Origin of the sequence: Mesorhizobium atlanticum (assembly GCF_003289965.1) — a bacterium.
In the GTDB taxonomy this organism is placed as follows: Bacteria; Pseudomonadota; Alphaproteobacteria; order Rhizobiales; family Rhizobiaceae; genus Mesorhizobium; species Mesorhizobium atlanticum.
Map to the genome: position 1 here is coordinate 228225 of NZ_QMBQ01000007.1, position 23371 is coordinate 251595.

The window sequence follows — 23371 nt, forward strand, 5'->3', positions numbered from 1 at the left end:
CGGGATTCAGGTGAGCCAGTTTTCTGCTCCGGCAAAAAAATTCGCGGGTAACGCTGGCCAAAACGGCGCAAGGCGTGTATAGGCACCCGACTTTCTCAGATTATGGCCTCGATGCGGCCCTTTCGCGAGGGTTGCCGGGGCATTTTGACCATGTAGTGGAGCATATCCATGGCCGTTCCAAAAAGAAAAACCTCTCCGTCGAAGCGCGGCATGCGCCGCTCGGCCGACGCCCTCAAGGCCCCGACCTATGTCGAGGACAAGAATTCCGGCGAAATGCGCCGCCCGCATCACATCGACCTGAAGACCGGCATGTATCGCGGCCGCCAGGTTCTGGAGCCGAAGGAAAGCTGAGAAGCTTCCACGGTTCGTGATGTCCAAAAGACCGGCCTCTGGCCGGTCTTTTTGTTTTTTGTCGCCGGCGGCATACGGAATTGATCGCTCGCGCTGCCGAAGGCTAAAGCATGTCTCCCGAAAGTGGGAACCGGTTTCGGGATAAAGACATGCGTAAAATCAAGAACCTAAAGCGCGTGGAGCGAACCTGAAAGATCGCGACGCGCTTTAGACCGATTCACCGTTTCACGGAAACGGCGAGCCGCTCTATCTCCTTGTTCTGGCGCAATTCCGGACGGAAAACCGCTCACACTTTTCTTGGAATTGCTTTAAGCAACCGGCTGACATCGTTATTTCATTAGGTCTTACAGCGTGTTCGCCGCCGCGGCGAAAAGCCTTGACGGCACGCTTGCCGCGGATTTTACAAAAGGGTGCCTCATTGGAGTCGCCCAGATGTTCGGTGCCGTTCCGCTGCTGATCGTGCCTTTCGTCCTCTACAATCTCGGCCTGCTGGGATTGTTCGGCGGCGGCGACGACCCCTGGATGACCGAGATGTTCTCCTTCCGCATGATGTCGGGCGGCGTCTTCTCGATGACGCTCGGCGACCTGATGGTGCTGATCGGGTTGATCTTTCTCTTCATCGAGATCTCGAAATCGGTGCGCACGACCAATGCCTCGATCCTGGATCACCTTCTGTCGACGCTGGTCTTCATCGCCTTTCTCGTCGAGTTCCTGCTGGTGAAGGGCGCGGCGCACTCCGTCTTCTTCACGCTGATGATCATCGCGCTGTTCGATGTGCTGGCCGGCTTCTCGGTGTCCATGCGGTCGGCAAGCCGCGACATCAATCTGAACTAACCCGCACGGGAGTTTTGACGGGCCGCTTCCGCTATCGGATGCATGCGTTGACGATTGGCGGAAACCTCTAGCTCGCGCAGACCACGGCAGCACGACAGATTCCGGCTGCCAACGCCGCCTCAACCTGTCAAGATCGCCTGACCGCTGAACCAGATCGTGACCTGCCCTCGTATCTCACCGCATGAACCTCATCGGCGCCGCGCTCCTCTTCCTCATCGCGCTCCTCTTTGCCCTGGCCGGCGTCACCCGCGCCGGCGTCTGGCTGATCGAGCGACGCAGCCCGCCGGCCGGCGAGTTCGCCGAGATCAACGGCGCGCGCATCCATTATGCCCATATCCCGGCGCCCGCCGGCGCCGACCTGCCGCCGGTCGTCTTCATCCATGGCGCCAGCGCCAACCTCAAGGACCAGATGCTGCCGCTGCAGCCGCTGCTCGAGGGCCGCGCCGAGATGCTGTTCCTCGATCGCCCGGGCCTCGGCTGGTCGCGGCGCGGCAACAACGAAACTCTGGCCGCGCAGGCCGATACGATCGCCGGGCTGATGGACCGCCTCGGCATTGAAAAGGCCATTGTCGTCGCGCATTCCTTCGGCGGCGCGATCACCACGGCCTTCGCTCGCCAGCATCCTGAAAAGACACTGGGTCTGATCTTCCTCGCGCCCGCCACGCACCCATGGCCGGGCGGCGCGACCGCCTGGTATTACAGGCTCACCGCCACGCCGCTGATCGGCTGGCTGTTTTCCGAAACGCTCGCTTACCCGGCCGGCATGCTGCGGATCGGCGATGCGACGGCTTGCGTCTTTTCCCCCAACACCCTGCCGGACTTCTACCTCCAGAACGCCTCGATCCCTCTGGTGCTCAGGCCATCCGCCTTCCGCGCCAACGCCCGCGATGTCGCCCAGCTCTACGACTACGTCCGTGCCGCCTCGCCCGCTTACCGGGAAATCAAGGCGCCGACTGTCGTCATCTCGGGTGACCGCGACAAGGTGGTCTACGCGACGATCCACTCTGTCGGGCTCGAGCGCGACATTCCCGGCGCCGAACTGGTTTGGGTCCGCAATCTCGGCCACAAGCCGGACTGGATCGCGCCCGATCTTGTGGTCGGCGCGATCGAGAAAGTTGCCGGCGCGCCGGTCGATCTCCAGGCAATGGCAAGGACCGTGGAAGGCCGCATCGCCGGTGATGCCTATAACGACGGAAAATGCCCCGACATCAAAGTGCCCGACGCCGAGCTCGCGCCGACCTGATGAGCTTGTATTGCAATCGCCAACGACCTCACGTCAGCGCTGCGCTGACATTGAAAGCTTTACACGCAGCGATCTCGATGGAGCCCTTAGCCAACTTGGCCGGCAAATCACTCGGCAATTGGGCGCTAATGGGTGTCCGACCCGATATACGCAATGCGCAGCATATTGGTCGATCCGGGTGTCCTGAGCGGTACGCCGGCGGTGATGATGACGCGGTCGCCTGGCTTGCCGAAACCTTCTTCCAGCGCGATGCGGCAGGCCCGGTCGACCATGTCGTCGAGGTCGGTGGCGTCCGGCGAGACGACGCAATGCGTGCCCCACAAGAGCGACAGGCGACGCGCCGTGTTGAGGATCGGTGATAGCGCCACGATCGGCACCTGCGGGCGCTCGCGCGCGGCGCGCAGTCCGGTCGTGCCCGACGCGGTATAGGAAATGATCGCCGACAGCTTCAGCGTCTCGGCGATCTCGCGCGCGGCAAGCGAAATGGCGTCCGCCCCGGTGGCCTCGGGTTCCGAGCGCTGTGCGTTGATGATGCCGGCATAGGTCGGGTCGGTTTCGACCTTGGTGGCGATGCGGTTCATCATGCCGACTGCCTCGACCGGATAGGCGCCGGCCGCGGATTCGGCCGAAAGCATGATCGCGTCGGCGCCTTCGAAAACGGCGATGGACACGTCGGAGACCTCGGCGCGGGTCGGCACGGGCGCCGTGATCATGGATTCCAGCATCTGTGTCGCGATCACCACCGGCTTTCCGGCGCGCCGCGCCGCGCGCGTGATCTGCTTCTGGATGCCGGGCACGGCTTCGATCGGCATCTCGACGCCGAGATCGCCGCGGGCGACCATCAGCGCATCGGACAGCTCGATGATTTCGGGGAGCCGGGCAACGGCCTGCGGCTTCTCGATCTTGGCCATGATCAGCGCGCGGCCGCGCGCGATCTTGCGCGCCTCGGCCAGGTCCTCCGGCCGCTGCACGAAGGACAGCGCCACCCAATCGACGCCGGTGGCAAGCACCGCGTCGAGATCGGCGCGGTCCTTGTCGGTCAGCGCGCCGACCGGCAGGTCGGTGTCGGGCAGGCTGACGCCCTTCTTGTCGGAAATGCTTGAGCCCGCGACGACGGTGCAGGTGATCGACTTGCCGTCGGCCTTCACCGCCTTCAGCTCCAGCTTGCCGTCGTCGATCAAAAGTCTGTGACCGGGCTCGACCGAGCTCAGGATTTCGGGATGCGGCAGGTACACGCGCTTCGACGTGCCGGGTTCCGGATTGTCGTCGAGCGTGAAGGTCTGGCCGACAGTCAGCGCTTCCTTGCCGTTGGCGAACTTGCCCACCCTGAGCTTCGGCCCCTGCAGGTCGGCGAGGATGCCGATCGGCCGGCCGACGGCGGCCTCGACGGCGCGGATGCGGCCGACCAGCGTGCGCATCAGCTCGTGATCGGTATGGCTCATATTGATGCGGAAGACATCGGCGCCCGCTTCGAAAAGCTTCTTCAGCATCTCCTCGGAAGAGGAAGCCGGGCCGATGGTGGCGAGGATCTTGACCTTGCGGTTGCGTCTCATTGACTGTTTGTTCCCGGAGCGGGGGTCGCTGGCGCGCCTCCCGTTGCGGGCTCGTCGGTCAGCTGGACCATCCAGCTGGCCTGCTCGCCCGTGTCATATTCCTGAAATCCGGCGCGTTGAAAGCCCCGGGCGACGCAATCATTCACGCCGGCGATCTTGAACTCTTTTTCGGCGACGCACATGTTGATCGGGCCGTCCCAGCGCCCGCCACGCTCGGCATCTTCTGCATAAAGATAGTAAAACCTTGATGACAGCGGACCCTCGATCAGCGTCTTGCAGGTCGATCCTTCGATGTGCCACCAGCCCTCTGTGATCCAGCCGGCCTTGGCGCGATAGCCGATGCCGACGCCCACCAGATTTTGCGTTGCGTTGCAAACGCGGAAGTCGGCCCGGGCCGGCGAGGTCGCGGCTATCGCGAAAAATCCCGCGCCGACGATCAGCAACGGCACGGCCAGGCGCTCGCGCAGCCGGCCGGCAAAACCCATCGCAGATCCCCTTGCGAACCACATTTGCATCTCTCGAAGCCCCTTTTCAGCAAACTCCGGTCGCATGTCAACGCGCCGTTTTGTTCAATTCCAATCGATTTAGAAGGGCCGGCCGCGCAATTTCTTGTCCCATCGGGGATTTTTTGCGGAAACCTTGGCCAAACAACGGCATTGCGCCGGCGTCCTCTTCGTGGAATGACGATACCACATCGCAGCCGCCATCCCCTTTTCAGCCGATGACCCGATCCACAGTTTTCACGCCGTTCGACATCGTCGAGGGCGACCGCAAGAAAGGCGTCGTGCTTCTGGCCGACCACGCCCGCCGCGACCTGCCCGAAGAGTATGGCAGCCTCGGTCTGCCGGCGTCCGAATTCGACCGCCACATCGCCTATGACATCGGCGTCGAGACGGTGACGCGCGAGCTGGCGGCGGCGCTCGACGCGCCGGCGGTGCTGGCAGGCTTCTCGCGGCTGCTGATCGATCCAAACCGGGGCGAGGACGACCCGACCATGATCCGTCAGCTCTATGACGGCACCGTGGTGCCGGGAAACTATCCGATCGCCGCGGAGGAGCGCGAGCGGCGGCTCGACCGCTTCTACCGACCCTATCACGACGCCGTCGGCGCGATGATCGCCTCCGTCGCCCATGCCTCGGGCAAGGCGCCGTTCATCTTCTCGGTTCATTCCTTCACGCCGGTGATGCAGGGTTTCGTCCGCCCCTGGCATATCGGCGTGTTGTGGGACCGCGACGACCGCGTGGCGCGGCCGCTGATCGATATGCTGGCGCGGGACAAGGCCCTCGTCGTCGGCGATAACGAACCTTATGACGGCGCGCTGCGCGGCGACACCATGTTCCGCCATGCCATCGTCAACGGCTACGCCCATGCGCTGATCGAGATCCGCCAGGACCTGATCGCCGACCGTGCCGGGGCGCTTGCCTGGGCCGAGCGGCTGGCGCCCATCGTTGACGCCATCGACCGCCGTGCCGATATACACGAGGTGAAAATGTTCGGCTCGCGCACCGGGCCGGTGTGAGAAGGCCGCCAAGGCCGGGAGTCCCTCAATGACCGAACTCAGCGACGACCAGAAACGCGACTTCGAGGCAGCCGCCTTCCGTCGCCTGGTGGGGCATCTGCGCGAGCGCGGCGATGTCCAGAACATCGACCTGATGAACCTCGCCGGCTTCTGCCGCAACTGCCTGTCCAACTGGTATCGCGAGGCCGCCGAGGCCGAGGGTGTGGCGCTGTCGAAGGACGAGTCGCGCGAGATCATCTACGGCATGCCCTATGCCGAATGGCAGGCGCTCAACCAGACCGAGGCTTCCGCAACCAAGAAGGCCGAGTTCGAGGCAAAGCGGCCGAAGGATCATTAACGCTATCGAACGCCTTCGCGACTTCGAGAGGCGATTCCGCCAAACCTCCAAAGCTGCTGCCTGCCACGAACGACACTGGCTCCTTTGGGTCGCGCACCTGGTCCAAGCACTTCCTCATCACGGTCCTTGACTACGAATTGAATCGATCTAATTTGCCGCGCAAAACCCCTTTGCATGGCAGATTTCAGACCATGAGCGTGCAAACAACAATGCAAGCCGCGACGCGCGGCCGCTGGGCCGTCGCCGGCATTTTCCTCGCCAATGGTTTCTTGACCGGCAGCTGGGCGCCGCAGATTCCGGTGTTCCTGACCCGACTCGACATCACCAAATTCACGCTCGGCCTGCTGATCCTCCTGTTCGGCGTCGGCGCGGTCATGGCCATGACATGGTGCGGCCATCTCATCTCCAGGCATGGCTCGCGTAGCGTGACGCGGCTGTTCGGCATCTGCGGCAGCTTCGGCCTGCTGATAGTAGCGCTTGCGCCCAACGTGCCGCTGGCGGCCATCGCCATGCTCATCTTCGGCGGCTCGATCGGCGGCATGGATGTCGCCATGAACTCGAATGCCGTGGTGGTGGAAAGAAAGCTTTCCCGGGCGATCATGTCGTCCTCGCATGGCTTCTGGAGTCTTGGCGGCTTCGCCGGCGGCGCGCTCGGCGGCTATTCGATCCAGAACTATGGCTACCTGCCCCATGCCGTCGCGGTGACGGTGATCGCCTTCGCCGTGATCGCCTTCGCCATTCGCTACCTCATCGCCGAGGACCGGCCTCAGGCCGTCGAGCACCAGAAATTCACGCTGCCGCGGCACACCGCCGTCTATCTGGTCGGGCTGATGGCGCTGCTCACCATGGTCTCCGAAGGCGCGGTGCTCGATTGGGCGGCACTCTTCCTGCATCAGGAACTGGGCGCCGACCTCGCGGTCGCCGGCCTCGCCTATGCCGCCTTCTCCGGCGTCATGGCGCTGATGCGCTTCCTGGGCGATGGCGTGCGCAACCGCTTCGGCGCCGTGGCGACGCTGCGCGGCTCGGCGCTGGTCGCGGCCGCCGGCATGCTGGTCGCCGGCCTGTCGCCCTCGCCCTACCTCGCCATCGCCGCCTTCGCCTTCTGCGGCTTCGGCATCGCCAACATGGTGCCGATACTGTTCTCGGCCGGCGGCAACCAGGAAGGCATGTCGTCCGGCACTGGCATGAGCGTCGTCACCACCATGGGTTATTCCGGCATATTGGTGGCGCCGTCGGCGATCGGCTTCGTCGCGGAGCATTCCAGCTTCGGGCCGATCTTTATCGCCCTCTCAGGCCTGTTGGTCATCGTGCTGTTGATGGCAGGGCTCGCTCACCGGGCCGAGTTCGCTCCCGAACCTGCGCCGGCCGAATAGCGCTTCAACTCCTCCTGCAGGAAATCTGCCACACGGCGGATGCGCATGCTGGTGCGCACGTCGCGATGCATGGCGAGCCACACGGGCAGGACCGGCAGGGGCACATCGGGCAACAGCTTTTCCAGCTCCGGATCGCGGTCGGCCAGCGGCTCCTGGCCGAGGCCGATGCCGTTGCCGGTCCGCACCGCCTCCCACAGCACGATCTGGTTGTCGGTCCGGAAACGGAAATGGCTGCGGGCCACCGGTATGCCGAAGGCGGTGAAGCCGCGAATGATCTCGTCGCTGCGGTCGAAACCGACCAAGGCGTGGTCGGCAAGGTCGGCGGGTGTTTTTGGGCGACCGCGCCGGTCGAGATAGGCGCTGGCCGCGCATAGGCAGAGGGGAATGTCGGTCACCTTGCGCGCCACCAGCTCGTTCTGCGCCGGCCTGACCATGCGGATGGCGATGTCGGCGTCGCGACGCAAAAGGTTCTCGACCTGGTTCGAGGCGACGATCTCGACCTCGATGCCCGGTTCTTCCTCGCCAAGCCGCGCCATCATGTCCGGCAGAACGAAGGCGGCGACCACCTCGCTAGCCGCGATGCGCACTGTTCCCTCGATCGCCTCGACCGACCCCAACGCCAGCAGCGAGAAGGCATTGGCCTGCTCGCTGACCGCCCGCCCGCGCTCGTAGAGCGTGCTGCCGGCTTCCGTCAGCTCATAGCCGCGCCGCCCGCGCCGGAACAGGGTGACGCCGAGCGCCGCCTCCAGCTCGGCGATGTGGCGGCCGAGCGTCGGCTGGCTGGCCGCGAGCCTGCGCGCCGCGCCCGACAGACTGCCTGCCTCGGCGACCGCGACAAAACTCTTGATCAGGTTCCAGTCGAATTCCTTCATTCATTTTTGAATAACAGATCGCCGATCTCAGTCAATTTCAATTCGTCTATGAAGGCATCAGATTGCAGGGGCAAACGCAAACAACGGAGAGAACAAATGACCAAGATCGCAATCCTCGGCGCCAATGGCCGGCTCGGCCGCGTGGTCGGCAAGGCCTTCATCGATGCCGGCTTCGACGTCCGCGCCGTCACCCGCACCGGCAAGGTGCCGGCCGAACTGAAGGGCGCAACCGCCGTTGCCGGCGACGCGCTGGACCGCCAATCCCTGATCCGCGCCACCCAAGGCGTCGACATCGTCTTCAACGGCCTGAACCCGATCTACACCGACTGGGGCAAGTGCATGCCGATGGCCGAGAACGTCATGGCCGCCTGCCGCGAAAATGGCGCCCTGCATCTCTTCCCGGGCACCGTCTACAATTACGGCTCGCCAATGCCGCAGGTGATTACGGAAGCGACGCCGTTCCATCCGACGACCGAGAAGGGCCGCATCCGCTGCGCCATGGAAGACCTGTTCCGCGGCGAGGCTGAGGCCGGCCGGGTGCGCACCATCGTCCTCAGAGCCGGCGACTTCTTCGGCGGCACCGGCAGCGGCTCCTGGTTCGACCTCGTCGTCGCCGCGAAGATGAAGAAGGGCGTCTATACCGCGCCCGGGCCGGCTGACCTTACCCATGAATGGGCTTATCTGCCGGACTTCGCCGTCGCCTTCGTCGGCCTGGCGAAGAACATCGACAAAACGGGCTTCTTCGAAGCCATCAACTTCCCGGGCCACGCCATCACCGACCTCGACATGAAGGCGGCGGCCGAGAAGGCGCTGGGCCGCAAGCTGAAGCTCTCCTTCATGCCCTGGTGGGTGCTGCGCGCCGGCAGCCCGTTCGTCGCCATGTGGCGCGAGATCGTCTCAATGTCCTATCTGCGCTTCGAACCGCACCGGCTGGTTTCGACGCGGCTGGAAGAGGTCATCGGCGAAATACCGCACACCCCGCTCGATGAAGCGGTGAAGGAGGCGTTGCAGGATATCGGCATCGCCACGGAGCCGTCCCGCCTCGCCGCCTGATAAGACTGATCAGAATTGAACCGGCCGGGGCCAAGCCCGGCCGCGATCGTTTGGGGTCAGATCCTGCCCATCAGCAGTAGGATGAGCAGCACGACCAGGATGACGCCGACGATGCCGGAAGGGCCGTAGCCCCAGGAGCGCGAATGTGGCCAGGCCGGCACGGCGCCGATCAGGATCAGGATCAGGATAATTACGAGAATTGTGCCGATCGTCATGAAAAACCCTCGCCGTCTGGTTGAACTTCGAGGGAACAATGCAAAAAGCCGCCCGGTTGTTCCGGGCGGCTTTTTGCATTGGCGATCTGCAAGCGCTCTATTCCGCGGCTTTCGGGAACGCCGCTCCCGGGTCCAGATCGGTTTCCACGGCCGGTTGATCGGTCGAAATCTCGCCCTTGCCGCGCCGGAACAGGCGGCCGAACCAGTTACGCCGCTGACCGGGCTTCACCTTGGCGCGGGTGAACACCATCAGCATCGACGGCGTCACCACCAGCGTCAGCAGCGTGGCGAAGGACAGGCCGAAGACGATCGCCGAGGACAGCGATATCCACCATTGCGTCGATGGCGCGTTGATCGTCGTCTCGTGATGGAAGATTTCCAGGCCGAGACCGAAGGCGATCGGCAGCACGCCGAGGATGGCCGACACCGCCGTCAGCACCACCGGACGGGCGCGCTCGCGGCAGGTCTGCAGCACCGCTTCCATCTTGTCCCAGCCTTCCTCGCGCAGCCGGTCATAGGTGTCGATGAGCACGATGTTGTTGTTCACGACCACGCCGGCGAGCGCGATCACACCGATGCCCGACATGACGATGCCGAAGGCCTCGCCCGTCAAAAGCAAGCCGAGGAACACGCCGATCGTCGCCATGACCACGCAGGACAAGACGAGCCATACACTGGTGAACTTGTTGAACTGCGCCAGCAGCACCAAAAAGATGAGGAAGATCGCGGCGCCAAAGGCCTTGCCGAGGAAGGCGCTGGCCTCCGCGCTGTCCTCGTTGGAGCCGGCGAGCTTCCAGCGTATGCCGCTGCCGAGATCCATGTCGGCGACGGCCTTGGTCACCTGTTCCTGCACCGCCGCGACCTGCGCGCCGGCACTGACATTGGCCTGCACCACCACGGTGCGCGCGCCGTCGATGCGGTTGAGCACGCCGACGGTCGGCTCGGGCTTGCGCACCACGAAGTTGGAGATCGGCACCGAGCCCTGCGAGGTCTGCACACGAAGCTCGTCGAGCGTCGACAGCGTGCGCCGGTCCTCCGGCAGGCGCAGCCTGATGTCGACCGCCTTGTCGGCCCCCGCCGGCCGGTACTCGGAGAGCTTTAGGCCGTTGGTGACCAGTTGCACCACGGTGCCGACGGAGGTCGGGCTGATGCCATATTGCGCGGCCTTGGCACGGTCCACCTCGAGCGCCCAGTCGACGCCGGGCGGTGGCAGGCCATCCGAGATATCGATGACATTGGGCACCTTGGCGATCCGCGCCGCCACTGCGCGGGCCTTGTCGTCGAGCCCGGCCGGGTCGGCCGCCGACAGCCTAATCTGGATCGGCTTGCCGGTCGGCGGACCAGCCTCCGGCACGCGCACTTCGACATCCACGCCGGGAATGCCGGCCATGACGGTACGCAGCTCACTCAGGATCTGATTGGCCGATTTGCGCTCGCGCCAGTCGACGAACTCGTACTGGATGACGCCGACGACGTCTTCCGGAACATCCTGGCCGCCGCCTTGCGTCTTGCCGACGCGCGTATAGACCGACTTTACGCCAGGCCAGCCGAGCAGGCGGCTTTCCGCCGTCTTGGTAGCCGCATCCATTTCGGCCAGCGAGAGGTTGCCGCGGGCATGAACATAGAGCAGGCCGTAATCCGGCTCGACGCTTGGGAAGAATTCGACGCCGGCGCCATATTTCGAATAGGCAAAGCCGACGCCGACCAGCAGGCCGACGGTGAGCAGGATCACGGTGACCGGGAAGCGCACCGCTTGTTTGACGATCGCCATATACCAGCCGTCGCGATGATCGTCCTCGTGATGCTCGGGCGCCTTGGCGAAGATCGCACCCAAAGTTGGGGCGAAGACCAGCGCGTAGAGCATCGAGGCCGACAGCGTCACGATCAGCGTGATCGGCATGTATTTCATGAAGTCGCCGATGATGCCGGGCCAGAAGAGCAGCGGCGAGAAGGCGGCGATGCGGGTCATCGTGGCGGCGATCACCGGGCCGGCCATGCGCTGGGCGGCCAGTGCGAAGGCGTCCGCCTTCGGCATGCCCTCGCTCATGCGCCGTTCCGCGAATTCGGTGACGATGATGGCGTCGTCCACCAGCATGCCGACCGCAAGGATCAGGCTGAACAGCACGATCATGTTGATCGTGTAGCCCATCATGGCGAGCAGCAGGATACCGATCAGGAAGGACGACGGGATGGCAAGACCGATGAGCAGCGAGGCCCGTCCCGACAGCGCATAGAGGATGACGATGAACACCAGGATGACGGCGATCATCACATGGTTCTGCAGATCGCCGAGCAGCTGGTTGACGAAGACGGACTTGTCCTGCGTGTAGGTGACGTGCATGCCCTCGGGCATCGTCTTGATGAAGGCGTCTGACACCTGCCTGACATGGGTCAGCGTGTCGATCAGGTTGGCGCCGATGCGCTTCTTCACCTCGATGGCGATCGCCGGCTTGCCGTCGAGGCGCGTGACTGTCTCGGCGTCCTTGAAGGTCGAGCGGATGGTGGCGACGTCCTTGGCCTGCACGACGGCATTGGGCGTGGCGACAACCGGCAGGTTGGCGACGTCCTCCGGCGTCACGATCAGCGACGGCACCTTGACTGCGTATTTGCCCTCCGAACCCTCGAGGTTGCCGGCCGCGACCAGGCTGTTGGAGGCACCTACACCCTGGATAACCTGGTCGAGCTGCAGCCCGTAGGAAGAGAGCTTCACCGGATCGATGACGACCTCGACCAGGTCGTCGCGCGCGCCCTGCAGCGAGCCTTCGAGCACGCCGGGCACTTCCTCGATACGGTCGCGCAGCTCGCGCGCCGCAGCGGTCAGCACGCGTTCCGGCACATCGCCGGAAAGTGTGACGACCAGAACCGGGAATTCCGAGACGTTGACCTCGTTGACCGTCGGCTCCTCGGCCGCCTGCGGCAGGTCGGCCTTGGCGTCCTGCACCTTGCTGCGCGTATCCTGCAACGCGGTCGCCAGGTTGGTCTGCGGCTGGAATTCAACCAGCACATAGCCGCCACCCTGGAAGGCGGCCGAGCGCATCTCCTTCAGCCCCTTGAGGCTCTTGAGCTTGCTCTCCATTGGCCTGAGCAGCAGGCGCTCGGAATCCTCCGGCGAGATGCCCTGATAGATCAGGCTGACATACATCATCGGAATCGGAACGTCGGGCTCCGCTTCCTTCGGCGTCGACTGATAGGCGACCCAGCCGGCGACGAGCAGGAACAGCAGCGCCGATATTGTGAGGCGGGCGTTATTGATGGCGAGTCTGACGATATCCATGACTTCGGCCTGTTATGCTTCCAAGGCTGCGGACCGCCGCCGCCGGGTTGGTTCGGCAGCGAACGCGTCGTGCTTTACTGCGTGCCGGCGGCGGCTTCGCCGATCAGCTTGCGGATGGTCGCCTGGTCAGCCTCGACGGGCTTCACCACGTCGCCCTCCTTCACCAGCTCCTGTCCGGCGACGATGATGCGCGCATCTTCAGGGATGCCGCCCAGCACCAGGCCGTGCGGGGTATCGTCGACGAGATCGATCGGGAAGAACGCCACCTTGTCGTCCTTGCCGACAGCGCGGATGCCCAGATCGCCCTTATCGCCCAGCGTCACCACCGAGCGCGGCAGCATGACTGCATTGGTCGGCTCGGCGCTGAGCGTGATCTCGGCCGTCATGCCGGCGGGGATGGAGCCGTCGCCATTGGGGATCGCCACTTCGACACGGAAGGTGCGGGTCTGCGCCGAGGCATCGCGGCTGATGTAGCGTACCGTGCCGGTGACCTTCTGGTCGTTGACCAGGCGCACATCGGCCTCGTCGCCGATCTTGACGTAGCGCAGGTCGCGCTCGCTGATCTCGCCGCGCGCGATCACCGGATCGAGCTTCAGGATCGTCGCCACCTCGCCGCCCTGCATCACCGAGCTGCCGAGCTCAACCGGAATGCGGTCGATGACGCCGTCGAACGGTGCCTTGACCTCGTTGCGGTCGAGTTCGGCCTGCGCGGTGTCGAGCTGCGATTGCGCCTGGGTCAGGTTGGAGCGGGCGGTGTCGAGCTGCAGCTTGGGCAGATTGCCGGTTTTGGCCAGCCGCTCGGCGGCATCGAGCTCGGCCTTTCGCTGCGCCAGGAGCTGCCTGGCATTCTCGACGTTGGAGATCTTCTCCTCGGCCGCAAGCATCATGACCAGATCGCCGGTCTTGACGCGGTCGCCCTGCTTGACCGGCAGCTTTTCGATGACGCCTGCGACGCGCGTCGCCAGCACGGCGCGCTTGTCGGCCTCGGTGAGACCAGAAATCCGTATCGCTCTCGCGAAGGTCTTGCGCGGCGGCGTCACCACCGCGACGGTGCGCAGCGCGGCCTTAGGCTCGGCTTGCGCTGTCTCCGGCTTGGCAGCCTCCGGCTTCGCGGCGTCGGGCTGCGCCGGCTTGCCGGCGTCAGCAGGCTTGTCGGTGGTGACCGACTTGTTCGCGGCGCTGCCGACGGACGAAAATTCGCCCGTTCCCATCCAGGCGCCAAATCCGATGAGCACAGCTATGGCCGCAAGCTTGTGAAACCTGATTTTCGGCATCGTCATTTTTCCGTTACAGGACTTGGCGAAGTCGGCGCTTCCGACTTCGGGCGCGCGGCCGATATGGGTGCGCGCAAGGTCCGGTTCAATTTGCCGTGATCGGCGAAGTGCGCCTTCTACCTGAAAGTTGCGGCGCAATATAGTCGGAAAAGTTGCAGGATCATTGCGCCAGGGAAGGCAATATCTCGACAAAACGAAGCTTTTCTGCCAGCCGGCCGCACTTTTGCGGCCACGCGGATGACTTTCCCTAGGCTTCCCCGAGGTCACTGGCAGCAGCCGTCAGCATGATGCAAAAAATCTTCGACATCCGGCGGCAATTGGCTGGTTGAGCGCGGCCCTGCCCCGCGCTTCCTGGGCCTAAGCTGTCAAGTGATGAGGTTCAGCAACCGGAAGATCCGCTCGAACGTCTTCCCATAGGGCGGACGCAGCAGGCCGCCGGCGCTGAGCTTCGACTGGATGAAGATCGGCTTTTCCTTGCTGAAGGTGCGGAACCCCCATTCGCCGTGATAGGCGCCGGTGCCGCTCTCGCCGACGCCGCCGAAGGGCTGCCGCTCCTGCGCCAGATGCAGCATGCAATCGTTGATCGTGACGCCGCCGGCCACCGTCTCGCGCATCACCCTTTGGCGATTGGTGCTGTCGGTGCCGAACCAGTAGAGCGCCAACGGCCGCTCGCCCCGGTTCACATGCTCGATGGCCTCGTCGACCGTGCCATATTCGACGATCGGTAGCACCGGCCCGAAAATCTCTTCGCGCATCAGCCGCAGATTTTCGGCGGCATTGCGCACCAGCACGGGCGCCATCTTGCGGTCGCGGACACCAAGTGTCTCGTTGGCCGGGTTGACTTCGATAATATCGGCGCCGCTCTCGCGCGCTTCGGCGACCATGTCGCTCAGCCGCCGATGATGCCGCTCGCTGACGATCGCCGTGTAGTCGGGATTATCGGCAAGCCGCGGATAGAGCTTCGCGATTGCGGCGGAGAACTTGGCCGCGATCGCCGCGCCCTGCCTTTGTGGGACCATCAGATAGTCCGGCGCGATGCAGGTCTGGCCAGCATTGAGCAGCTTGCCATAGGCGACGCCGGCGACCGAAGCGTCGAGATCGCAGGAGGGGTCGAAGATAGCCGGCGACTTGCCGCCAAGCTCGAGCGTCACCGGCGTGAGATTGGCGGCGGCGGCCAGCGCAACCTGGCGGCCGACGGCGGTCGAGCCGGTGAAAAGGAGATGGTCGAACGGCAGCGACACGAATGCCTTGCCGACATCCGCGTCGCCGACCATCACGCTGACCTCATCGGCGGCGAAGTATTTTTCGACCAGGCTGGCAAGCAGGTCCGAAAACTTCGGTGTCAGCTCCGACGGCTTGATCATGACGCGGTTGCCGGCCGCAAGTGCCGCGGTCGCCGGCGCGATGGCGAGTTGAAACGGATAGTTCCAGGGTGAGACGATGCCGACCACGCCGAGCGGCTGCGGCAAGAGGCGGTTGCGCCCCGGCAGGAACGGCAGGCTGGTTGCGACGCGCCGCTCGCGCATCCAGGCGCTCAGATGCGACAGCGCATGCCTGATGCCGGCTCGCACGACGAACAATTCGGCAAGCCGCGTCTCCTCGGCCGAGCGGGCGGAAAAATCGCTGTCGATCGCCGCACAGATCTCGGCCTCGTGCTTTTCGGTGAGCGCCAGAAGGCGGTTCAGCCGGTCCTTGCGCGCCTCCAGGGTCGGGAACGGCTCCTTCTCGAAGGCCCGGCATTGCGCTTCAAACCGGACTCCCAGGGCATTCTGCCTGATCTGCAGCATCGTTACCTCCCCTTTACGTTCAGGTAAGACTACATCGCGCCGCGGGCATGATCCAGCGCCCGCCGGTTCCGCTGGGGAAGATGCTGACAGTCAAGGTGGACTTGCTGACAGGCAGCGAGGCCGCTCTAAGCCCGACGTCGCGCCGACTCCGGCTTGATGTGCGCGGCGAGGAATTCCTTGACGCGGCGCCCCGGCGCTGGGCCGCGCAACGGCTTGAAGCCGTCATCGAGCTCACCCGAGAGATCGAGCGTGGCCCGTTGCCCGACGGCGTCGTAATTCTCTTCCAGCCAGTCGCTGGCGGCACTTCGGCCAAGGTCGCGCAGATAGGCGATGAAAGCCCATTCGGCATTGACCTTGGACGACGCCGAGAGGTCCTTGAACGCCTCGTCGGCATCGATGCGGTGCATGCGGATGTCACGATATTCGCCATGCGGCAGCCGCCCGGCCGCGATCAGTTCCTTGACGAAGGCGATCGAGCGGAATTCGCGCAGCAGCCCGGCATTGAAGGTGATCTCGTCGATGCGGTTCTGAATCTCATTGGCGCTTTTCGGCGTGCCTTCGCGCACCACGGGGTTGATCTGCACCAGGAGCACATCCTCGGTGGCCGCCGCCTTGAAGAACGGAAAGAGCGCCGGATTGCCGCCATAGCCGCCATCCCAATAGGGCACGCCCTTTATCTCGACGGCGCGGAACAATTGCGGAAGGCAGGCCGACGCCATCACCGTGTCGAGGTCGATCTCACCGTCGGAGAAAACGCGTAGCTGTCCGGTCTCGACATTGGTCGCCGAGATGAACAACTCCATCGACTTGCAGGCGCGCACATTGCTGAAGTCGATCTCCTTCGCGACCACATCGCGCAGCGGGTTGAGGCCGAGCGGATTGGCGACATAGGGCGAGAACACCCGCGACATCGTGTCGAAGAAGAGATAGCCCGGCGTGTTCTCGATCGACCAGTTGCCCCACGCGATGTCCCACGGCATGCGCTGTACCGGGCTGAAACGGCCCTTCGAGGCCACCGCCCGCCAGAAATCTTCGAGCTTTTTTCGCGCGCCTTCCACGCCGCCCCGGACAAAACCGTCGGCCAGCGCCACCGCGTTCATGGCGCCGGCGCTGGTGCCGGACACCGCCGCGATCTCCAGCCGCCCATCCTCGAGCAGGCGGTCGAGCACGCCCCAGGAGAAGGCGCCATGCGAGCCGCCGCCCTGAAGCGCGATGTTGATCTTCTTCTTTTCCTCCGCCTTGCCGTTCTTCGCCATGGCGTTCCTTGTCTTGATGCGCCGGCCTGCCGCCACGTCATTTGGACGGAGCCGGCACGGTCAGCCTATGTTGCAGTGCAGCATATAAGGGCGAACCAAGGCAAGAACACGAACACACAAGCGTGATCACATGAAATTTCGGTCATGAAAGCTCCTTTCCTCGCCCCACGAAAGTAGCTAGGGACACACATCTTCTGTGACTGGCGTCACTGATCAGGCCGCGGCTTGATTGCCATGTGGTTCCCCCAATCCGTCGCTGCTTCGCAGCGCCACCTTTCCCCCCTCCGGAGGGAAAGGAAGGGAGCCTTGCTGGACAAGCGCTGACGGCAAAGGCTTGACGCCTCTGCTCTACCCCGTCGAACGGGGGAGAGGTGGCTCGGCGAAGCCGAGACGGAGTGGGGGTCGACCAGCGCTACCTTGGACAATGCGTGCGCCAAGCTGCCATGAACGCTATCGCCAAAGACCGACCGCTTAGAAATGTGTGCATGCCGTAGACAAAAGTGGGCGAGGAACCAGCTCAGGCCACCAGATCGGGCACCGGCCCGACATAGCGCGACTGCGGCCTGATCAGCCGCCCGGTCGCCTGCTGCTCGCGTGCATGCGCGATCCAGCCGGCGACGCGGCCGGCGGCAAAGACGTTGGAGAAAGCCTCTTTCGGGAAGCCGACCGCTTCGAGCAGAAGCGCGGTGTAGAACTCGACATTGGTCTGGATCGAGCGTTGCGGCTTGGCGATCCTGAGCACCTCGAGCGCGGCCTGCTCCACCGTCTCGGCGAAGGCCAGCCGGCTGCCGGTCTCGTTGCGGGAAGCGAGCTGCCGCACGACCGCCTTCAGCGCGTCGGCGCGCGGATCGCGCACGCGGTAGATGCGATGGCCGAAGCCCATGATGCGCTCGCCATGCGCGATCTCATTGCTGAGCCATGCGGTGGCGTCGCCGCTGGCCTCGATGGCGTCAAGCATCTCGATCACCGGTCCCGGCGCGCCGCCGTGCAGCGGGCCTTTGAGCGCGCCGAGCCCGGCCAGGATCGCCGACGTCAGCCCGGCCTGCGTCGAGGCCACCACGCGGGTCGCGAAGGTCGAGGCATTGAGCCCGTGGTCGCAGACCGTCACCAGATAGCTGTCCAGTGCCCTGGCAAGCGACGGCGAGGCGCTACCGGCCAACATCCTGAGCATATCGCCGGCATGATCGGCTTTTGCGTCGGGAGCGATCGGCGTCTCGCCCCGGCCAAGCCGCAGCAGGGCCGGCGTCAGCACCGCCGGCGCCGCGATGAGCCTGAGCGCGTCATCAAGTCCGTCGCCGTCCGGCAGCACGGTCATGCCGGCCCGCATGCCGCTGTAGATGTCCAGTGGCGCGAGCTGCGCAAGCATCGGTTTCACACGCTCAAATACCTCCACCCGCGCCTCGCCGATCGCCTTCTCCAGTTCGCCGTCGCCGGGAAGATCGTCGAAGAAGCCGTCGAACAGCAGGCGCACCACCTGCGCGTAGCGCCAGCGGCCGACCAGTTCCGCCAGCGAATGGCCGCGGATGGTCAGGTGCCCGCCCACACCGTCGACATCGGAAAGCACGGTGTCGGCCGCCACAACATCATCGAGCCCATTCGCCATGATCGTCTCCTTGACCTTTCGCGCATTGCAATTAATGCTGCGAAATCAATGCATCAATCTTGATCAAGATAATCAATGTAAGGCGGCGGCAAATGACGGAGTGGCTGACGCGGGAGCAAGCGCTGGAGCGGCTGAATATCCGGCCGCAGACGCTCTATGCCTATGTCAGCCGCGGCCGCATCGGCATGAAGCCGGACGACGCCGACCCGCGCCGCAGCCAGTACCGCGCCGACGACATCGCAGCACTTGCCACGCGCCGCGACCGCGGACGGAGCCCGCAGGCGATCGCCGAAAGCGCCATCGCCTGGGGTGAACCGGCCATCGCCACGTCGATCTCGACTGTGCTGCATGGCCGTCTGATCTATCGCGGCAAGGATGCGGTGAAGCTTTCGGCGACGGCGACATTGGAGGAGACCGCCGAACTCCTGTGGGCTTCCGACCGTCCGGTGTCGTTCGCCTCGCTGACGCCGTCGGCCGCCCGGCAGAGCGGCACGCCGACAGCTTTCGCCAGGCTCTCGGCGCTCGCGGCCGAAGGCTGGTCCTCCCTCGGCCGCAGGCCGGCCATGCTGCAGCAGGACGGCGCCGCCGCGACCAGCGCGCTGGCCACCGCACTCGGGGCGACGCCAGGCTCCGAACCCGTGCATGCAAGGCTGGCGCAGGGCTGGTCGGTGGAAGCCCCCGGCGCCGACCTCATCCGCAAGGCGCTGGTGCTTTTGGCCGATCACGAGCTCAACGCCTCGACCTTCGCCGCCCGCGTCGCGGCCTCCACCGGCGCGCCGATCGCCGCCTGCCTGCTCGCAGGTCTGGCGACGCTTACCGGCCCGCGCCACGGCGGCGCGGGTGCCGCGGCGATCGCGCTGGTCGAGGATGCGGAGCGGCTGGGCGCGGACGAAGCGATCGCCCGCTGGCTGGCCCATGACCGGCCGCTGCCGGGCTTTGGCCATCCGCTCTATCCGGAAGGCGACCCGCGCGCCGAGAGCGTCTTCTCCGGCCTCGAGATCGACGACGGGCTGTCGCGGCTGCGCAAGGCGGTCCTTGCCGCGACCGGCCTGCATCCCAATATCGACTTTGCTTTGGCCGCTATAACGCGCAGCCTGCGCCTGCCCGCCGACGCGCCCTTCCGCCTGTTCGCGCTCGGCCGCAGCGTCGGCTGGACCGCGCATGCCATCGAGCAGGTGACCAGCAACCGGCTGATCAGGCCCCGCGCCCGCTACGACGGGCCTATTAGCATGGGATGACGGCCTTGCAGATTAGCCGAAACACGTTTGAGGTCGTCATTCTAGGGCGGAGCAAGAAGCAAAGCGACGCGCGCAGACCCTAGAATCCATTCCGTGACGTTAAGGCGTTGCGAACATCTACAGAATTCTGCACCGCTGCGGCCCCCGGCAGACGTCACGGAATGGATCCTCGGGTCAAGCCCGAGGATGACGAAGGGATAGGCCTTTGCGCCAATCTCCACCGTTCGCGATCGCCGCCAAACGGCGGCATACCTTAAGACATCGTGTCGAGCTTGCGCTGCATGGCCGCGATCTGCGCCTTCAATTCCTGCAGATCGTCGGACTTCTCTTCCTTCTTCGGCGGCTCGGCCGGGGCCGCGGCATTGCTGCCGGCGGGCGGAAACGGCGTGAACATGCGCATAGCGTTCTGGAACATCTCGACATTGCGGCGCGTCTGTTCCTCGAGCGCCTTCATCGGCGTCTTCATCATGTCGATCGGCGTCTTGCCGAAGGCGCCCTTCATCTGCTCGCGAAACCGCTCCTGCTCCTTGGAGAAGGCGATCATCGACTGTTCGAGGAAGCTCGGCACGATCATCTGCATCTGATCGCCGTAGAAGGAGATGAGCTGTCGCAGGAACGGGATCGGCAGCATGTTCTGCCCGTCCTTGTTCTCCAGCTCGAAAATGATCTGCGTCAGCACCGGATGCGTGATGTCGTCGCCGGTCTTTGCGTCCTGGACTGTGAATTCCTCGCCCTTCTTGACCATCTCGGCCAAGTCCTCGAGCGTCACATAGGTGCTTGTGCCGGTATTGTAGAGCCGGCGGTTGGCATATTTCTTGATGACGATCGGGTCGTCTTTTGCGGCCATCCGTATCCTCCCCAGGACACCGGCACCTCTAGGAGTAAGCGGCCGGTAACGATTGCGCCCTCTATCGAGGATACGCGCAAAAGCGTCACAATTCCAAGCGGTTTGTGCACTGCGGCATCAATTAATGCTGCACAGCCCTTGCAAAATCCGCCGCGCGACCGACGTCACGTTACCGCGACTGGCGCGCGCTCTGCTTGCCTCGCATGGCGGCCATGCCCATTTCCGGTTTGACTCAGATCATTGAACGGGCAAGAAAAGTCTTCAACGATAACCTAAAGTACGACACCTCGAAGTCTGGAGAAGAAAATGGCCGCTTCCAATTCAATCGTCGTCGCCAGCGCCGCCCGCACCGCGGTCGGCTCCTTCAACGGCAGTTTCGCCGCCACGCCGGCGCATGAGCTCGGCGCCGTGGTCATCAAGGAACTGCTCGCCCGCGCGAGCGTCGAGGCCGCGGAAGTCGACGAGGTCATCCTCGGCCAGGTGCTGACCGCCGCTCAGGGGCAGAACCCGGCCCGCCAGGCCTCGATCAATGCCGGCCTGCCGAAGGAGACCACCGCCTGGGGCCTCAACCAGGTCTGCGGCTCGGGCCTGCGCGCCATCGCGCTCGGCATGCAGCAGATCGCCGCCGGCGACGCCAAGGTGATCATCGCCGGCGGCCAGGAATCGATGTCGCTGTCGCCGCATGCCGAGCACCTGCGCGCCGGCGTCAAGATGGGCGACTACAAGATGATCGACACCATGATCAAGGACGGCCTGTGGGACGCCTTCAACGGCTACCACATGGGCAACACCGCCGAGAACGTCGCCCGCCAGTTCCAGATCACCCGCGAAACCCAGGACGAGTTCGCGCTTGCCTCGCAGAACAAGGCCGAGGCGGCGCAGAAGGCCGGCAGGTTCAAGGACGAGATCGTCGCCTTCACCATCAAGGGCAAGAAGGGCGACACAGTCGTCGACCAGGACGAGTATATCCGCCACGGCGCAACGCTCGACGCCATGACCAAGCTGAAGCCGGCCTTCGACAAGGACGGCACGGTCACCGCCGCGAACGCTTCCGGAATCAATGACGGCGCCGCCGGCGCGCTGCTGATGACCGAGGCCGAGGCCGCCCGCCGCGGCATCACCCCGCTGGTGCGCATCGCTTCATGGGCGACCGCCGGCGTCGACCCGGCGATCATGGGCACCGGACCTATTCCCGCCTCGAAGCGGGCGCTGGAGAAGGCCGGCTGGTCGGTCAAGGACCTCGATCTCGTCGAGGCCAACGAAGCCTTCGCCGCGCAGGCCTGCGCCGTCAACCAGGGCATGGGCTGGGACCCCTCGATCGTCAACGTCAACGGCGGCGCCATCGCCATCGGCCATCCGATCGGCGCGTCCGGCGCCCGCATCTTCAACACGCTGGTCTACGAGATGCGCCGCCGCGGCGCCAGGAAGGGCCTTGCCACGCTGTGCATCGGCGGCGGCATGGGCGTCGCCATGTGCGTGGAAGCGCTGTGAGCGAACAGCAGATAGGGAGTAGCGAATAGGGGAGAAAAAGCGACGCGCGCGGCGGGACATCAAATCCCTACTCGCTATTCGCCACTCCCTATTCGCTCAGACGATTTCAAAGGGAGGACCACATGAGCAAAGTAGCAATCGTCACCGGCGGATCGCGCGGCATTGGTGCTGCGATATCGGTCGCCTTGAAGAACGCCGGCTATTCGGTCGCGGCCAACTATGCCGGCAATGACGAGGCGGCCCGGAAATTCAAGGCCGAGACCGGCATCCCGGTCTACAAATGGTCCGTCGCGGACTACGATGCCTGCGCCGCCGGCATCAAGCAGATCGAAGCCGATCTCGGCCCGATCGGCGTGCTGGTCAACAATGCCGGCATCACCCGCGACGCCATGTTCCACAAGATGACGCCCGCGCAGTGGAAGGAAGTGATCGACACCAACCTCTCCGGCGTCTTCAACATGACGCATCCTTTGTGGAGCGGCATGCGCGACCGCAAGTTCGGCCGCGTCATCACCATTTCCTCGATCAACGGCCAGAAGGGCCAGGCCGGCCAGGCCAACTACTCCGCCGCCAAGGCCGGCGACATCGGCTTCTCCAAGGCGTTGGCGCAGGAAGGGGCCCGCGCCGGCATCACCGTCAACGTCATCTGCCCGGGCTATATCGCGACCGAGATGGTCAAGGCGATCGACGAGAAAGTGCTCAACGAGCGCATCATTCCTCAGATTCCGGTCGGCCGCCTCGGCGAACCGGAAGAGATCGCGCGCTGCGTCGTCTTCCTGGCCTCCGACGAGGCCGGCTTCATCACCGGCTCGACCATCACCGCCAATGGCGGCCAGTACTTCGCCTGACAGTGTCATCGCCTGACAGTATTGCCAGGGCGGCCCGGTACCGGGGCCGCCCTCTCGGCCAGGGCGGCGCGACACCTTGCCTCAATTCGGGACGCAAAAGTTAACGGCCCGGCCGCGCTCTGTGCACAACCCCTCTGACAAACTGTGAATCCTCGGTGGGCAAGCTGTGGATAACACCATATCTAGGGGTGAACAAACCGGGAAACTTCCTGCATCTCTGATTCGTCGCCGATTCGTTCTGGCTTTGGCCGAGAAGTTAACGGCGGAGGGCGAAAACGTTACCCAAATCGTTAAAAGCGATTAAGAAAAATCAACAAATTCATAACCTTGACGACAGCCTCGAATCGACAGTGACCGTTCACCGGCAAAAGTTAACGGCGGCTCGATCCCGGCGGAGGCAAGG

20 protein-coding genes are annotated in these 23371 nt (G+C 64.4%); 10 read left to right on the plus strand and 10 right to left on the minus strand.

The window, feature by feature from the left end:
- Window positions 1-168 precede the first annotated feature (168 nt).
- The 3 genes from rpmF to DPM35_RS23775 all read left to right on the plus strand — a co-directional run bounded on the left by rpmF (window position 169) and on the right by DPM35_RS23775 (window position 2428).
- On the plus strand, window positions 169-351 hold the full coding sequence (gene rpmF, locus DPM35_RS23765) for a 50S ribosomal protein L32 (RefSeq protein ID WP_006203806.1): 183 nt from the start codon (window positions 169-171) through the stop codon (window positions 349-351).
- Between the two features lie 432 nt (window positions 352-783).
- Window positions 784-1185 (plus strand): hypothetical protein, encoded by a 402-nt coding sequence (locus tag DPM35_RS23770; protein ID WP_040985222.1) that lies wholly within the window; start codon window positions 784-786, stop codon window positions 1183-1185.
- Between the two features lie 181 nt (window positions 1186-1366).
- Window positions 1367-2428 carry an alpha/beta fold hydrolase gene (locus DPM35_RS23775; protein ID WP_112129643.1) on the plus strand — a complete coding sequence of 354 codons (1062 nt, stop codon included), beginning with the start codon at window positions 1367-1369 and terminating at the stop codon, window positions 2426-2428.
- Between the two features lie 125 nt (window positions 2429-2553).
- Here the strand turns inward: DPM35_RS23775 and pyk are convergent, their stop codons facing one another.
- Entirely contained in the window at window positions 2554-3981 is a 1428-nt protein-coding gene (gene pyk / locus DPM35_RS23780) for a pyruvate kinase (protein WP_112129644.1), read from the minus strand.
- Entirely contained in the window at window positions 3978-4532 is a 555-nt protein-coding gene (locus tag DPM35_RS23785) for a DUF1036 domain-containing protein (protein ID WP_181592111.1), read from the minus strand. The genes pyk and DPM35_RS23785 overlap by 4 nt, the downstream gene beginning before the upstream one ends.
- Before the next feature lie 170 nt (window positions 4533-4702).
- On the opposite strand from DPM35_RS23785, the gene DPM35_RS23790 reads away from it, so the two are divergent.
- The 3 genes from DPM35_RS23790 to DPM35_RS23800 all read left to right on the plus strand — a co-directional run bounded on the left by DPM35_RS23790 (window position 4703) and on the right by DPM35_RS23800 (window position 7210).
- The gene (locus DPM35_RS23790; RefSeq protein WP_112129646.1) at window positions 4703-5500 is read left to right on the plus strand and encodes an N-formylglutamate amidohydrolase; all 798 of its coding nucleotides are present in this window, start codon (window positions 4703-4705) and stop codon (window positions 5498-5500) included.
- A 28-nt stretch (window positions 5501-5528) separates the two neighbouring features.
- Window positions 5529-5837 (plus strand): DUF1244 domain-containing protein, encoded by a 309-nt coding sequence (locus DPM35_RS23795; RefSeq protein ID WP_112129647.1) that lies wholly within the window; start codon window positions 5529-5531, stop codon window positions 5835-5837.
- A 191-nt stretch (window positions 5838-6028) separates the two neighbouring features.
- Window positions 6029-7210: an MFS transporter gene (locus DPM35_RS23800; RefSeq protein ID WP_112129648.1), complete on the plus strand. Its 1182-nt coding sequence runs from the start codon at window positions 6029-6031 to the stop codon at window positions 7208-7210.
- Here the strand turns inward: DPM35_RS23800 and DPM35_RS23805 are convergent.
- Window positions 7168-8082, minus strand: coding sequence for a LysR family transcriptional regulator (locus DPM35_RS23805; RefSeq protein ID WP_112129649.1), 915 nt, complete (start codon window positions 8080-8082; stop codon window positions 7168-7170). The two genes, DPM35_RS23800 and DPM35_RS23805, sit on opposite strands and share 43 nt — an antisense overlap.
- Window positions 8083-8178: 96 nt before the next feature.
- On the opposite strand from DPM35_RS23805, the gene DPM35_RS23810 reads away from it, so the two are divergent.
- Window positions 8179-9135 (plus strand): SDR family oxidoreductase, encoded by a 957-nt coding sequence (locus DPM35_RS23810; protein ID WP_112129650.1) that lies wholly within the window; start codon window positions 8179-8181, stop codon window positions 9133-9135.
- Window positions 9136-9191: 56 nt separating this feature from the next.
- Here DPM35_RS23810 and DPM35_RS23815 read toward each other — a convergent pair whose 3' ends face one another.
- From DPM35_RS23815 to DPM35_RS23840, 6 genes are all read right to left on the minus strand, one after another.
- Window positions 9192-9350 carry a DUF3309 family protein gene (locus DPM35_RS23815; protein WP_040991775.1) on the minus strand — a complete coding sequence of 53 codons (159 nt, stop codon included), beginning with the start codon at window positions 9348-9350 and terminating at the stop codon, window positions 9192-9194.
- A 97-nt stretch (window positions 9351-9447) separates the two neighbouring features.
- The gene (locus DPM35_RS23820) at window positions 9448-12624 is read right to left on the minus strand and encodes an efflux RND transporter permease subunit (RefSeq protein WP_112129651.1); all 3177 of its coding nucleotides are present in this window, start codon (window positions 12622-12624) and stop codon (window positions 9448-9450) included.
- A gap of 74 nt (window positions 12625-12698) precedes the next feature.
- Entirely contained in the window at window positions 12699-13898 is a 1200-nt protein-coding gene (locus tag DPM35_RS23825) for an efflux RND transporter periplasmic adaptor subunit (RefSeq protein WP_112129770.1), read from the minus strand.
- A 365-nt stretch (window positions 13899-14263) separates the two neighbouring features.
- Complete coding sequence (locus DPM35_RS23830) at window positions 14264-15685, minus strand: coniferyl aldehyde dehydrogenase (RefSeq protein WP_112129652.1); 1422 nt, start codon at window positions 15683-15685, stop codon at window positions 14264-14266.
- Between the two features lie 125 nt (window positions 15686-15810).
- Entirely contained in the window at window positions 15811-16941 is a 1131-nt protein-coding gene (locus DPM35_RS23835; protein ID WP_112129771.1) for a patatin-like phospholipase family protein, read from the minus strand.
- Between the two features lie 517 nt (window positions 16942-17458).
- Entirely contained in the window at window positions 17459-18544 is a 1086-nt protein-coding gene (locus DPM35_RS23840; protein WP_112129653.1) for a citrate synthase/methylcitrate synthase, read from the minus strand.
- Window positions 18545-18636: 92 nt separating this feature from the next.
- Here DPM35_RS23840 and DPM35_RS23845 point away from each other — a divergent pair, with 92 nt between their 5' ends.
- Window positions 18637-19782 carry a citrate synthase gene (locus tag DPM35_RS23845; protein ID WP_112129654.1) on the plus strand — a complete coding sequence of 382 codons (1146 nt, stop codon included), beginning with the start codon at window positions 18637-18639 and terminating at the stop codon, window positions 19780-19782.
- 253 nt (window positions 19783-20035) lie between these two features.
- Here DPM35_RS23845 and phaR read toward each other — a convergent pair whose 3' ends face one another.
- Window positions 20036-20629: a polyhydroxyalkanoate synthesis repressor PhaR gene (gene phaR / locus DPM35_RS23850; RefSeq protein ID WP_112129655.1), complete on the minus strand. Its 594-nt coding sequence runs from the start codon at window positions 20627-20629 to the stop codon at window positions 20036-20038.
- Window positions 20630-20935: 306 nt separating this feature from the next.
- Between phaR and DPM35_RS23855 the strand changes: the two genes are divergently transcribed.
- The gene (locus DPM35_RS23855) at window positions 20936-22120 is read left to right on the plus strand and encodes an acetyl-CoA C-acetyltransferase (protein WP_112129656.1); all 1185 of its coding nucleotides are present in this window, start codon (window positions 20936-20938) and stop codon (window positions 22118-22120) included.
- Window positions 22121-22242: 122 nt separating this feature from the next.
- The gene (phbB, locus tag DPM35_RS23860; RefSeq protein WP_112129657.1) at window positions 22243-22968 is read left to right on the plus strand and encodes an acetoacetyl-CoA reductase; all 726 of its coding nucleotides are present in this window, start codon (window positions 22243-22245) and stop codon (window positions 22966-22968) included.
- Window positions 22969-23371 lie beyond the last annotated feature (403 nt).

Bases quoted from the DNA above. Each gene is read 5' to 3' on its own strand.
- DPM35_RS23805 (WP_112129649.1), bottom strand. From the start codon at position 8,082: ATGAAGGAATTCGACTGGAACCTGATCAAGAGTTTTGTCGCGGTCGCC.
- DPM35_RS23810 (WP_112129650.1), top strand. From the start codon at position 8,179: ATGACCAAGATCGCAATCCTCGGCGCCAATGGCCGGCTCGGCCGCGTG.
- DPM35_RS23825 (WP_112129770.1), bottom strand. From the start codon at position 13,898: ATGCCGAAAATCAGGTTTCACAAGCTTGCGGCCATAGCTGTGCTCATC.
- DPM35_RS23840 (WP_112129653.1), bottom strand. From the start codon at position 18,544: ATGGCGAATGGGCTCGATGATGTTGTGGCGGCCGACACCGTGCTTTCC.
- DPM35_RS23770 (WP_040985222.1), top strand. From the start codon at position 784: ATGTTCGGTGCCGTTCCGCTGCTGATCGTGCCTTTCGTCCTCTACAAT.
- DPM35_RS23820 (WP_112129651.1), bottom strand. From the start codon at position 12,624: ATGGATATCGTCAGACTCGCCATCAATAACGCCCGCCTCACAATATCG.
- DPM35_RS23790 (WP_112129646.1), top strand. From the start codon at position 4,703: ATGACCCGATCCACAGTTTTCACGCCGTTCGACATCGTCGAGGGCGAC.
- DPM35_RS23830 (WP_112129652.1), bottom strand. From the start codon at position 15,685: ATGCTGCAGATCAGGCAGAATGCCCTGGGAGTCCGGTTTGAAGCGCAA.
- DPM35_RS23845 (WP_112129654.1), top strand. From the start codon at position 18,637: ATGACGGAGTGGCTGACGCGGGAGCAAGCGCTGGAGCGGCTGAATATC.
- pyk (WP_112129644.1), bottom strand. From the start codon at position 3,981: ATGAGACGCAACCGCAAGGTCAAGATCCTCGCCACCATCGGCCCGGCT.
- DPM35_RS23785 (WP_181592111.1), bottom strand. From the start codon at position 4,532: ATGCGACCGGAGTTTGCTGAAAAGGGGCTTCGAGAGATGCAAATGTGG.
- DPM35_RS23855 (WP_112129656.1), top strand. From the start codon at position 20,936: ATGGCCGCTTCCAATTCAATCGTCGTCGCCAGCGCCGCCCGCACCGCG.
- DPM35_RS23815 (WP_040991775.1), bottom strand. From the start codon at position 9,350: ATGACGATCGGCACAATTCTCGTAATTATCCTGATCCTGATCCTGATC.
- DPM35_RS23795 (WP_112129647.1), top strand. From the start codon at position 5,529: ATGACCGAACTCAGCGACGACCAGAAACGCGACTTCGAGGCAGCCGCC.
- phaR (WP_112129655.1), bottom strand. From the start codon at position 20,629: ATGGCCGCAAAAGACGACCCGATCGTCATCAAGAAATATGCCAACCGC.
- DPM35_RS23775 (WP_112129643.1), top strand. From the start codon at position 1,367: ATGAACCTCATCGGCGCCGCGCTCCTCTTCCTCATCGCGCTCCTCTTT.
- DPM35_RS23800 (WP_112129648.1), top strand. From the start codon at position 6,029: ATGAGCGTGCAAACAACAATGCAAGCCGCGACGCGCGGCCGCTGGGCC.
- phbB (WP_112129657.1), top strand. From the start codon at position 22,243: ATGAGCAAAGTAGCAATCGTCACCGGCGGATCGCGCGGCATTGGTGCT.
- rpmF (WP_006203806.1), top strand. From the start codon at position 169: ATGGCCGTTCCAAAAAGAAAAACCTCTCCGTCGAAGCGCGGCATGCGC.
- DPM35_RS23835 (WP_112129771.1), bottom strand. From the start codon at position 16,941: ATGGCGAAGAACGGCAAGGCGGAGGAAAAGAAGAAGATCAACATCGCG.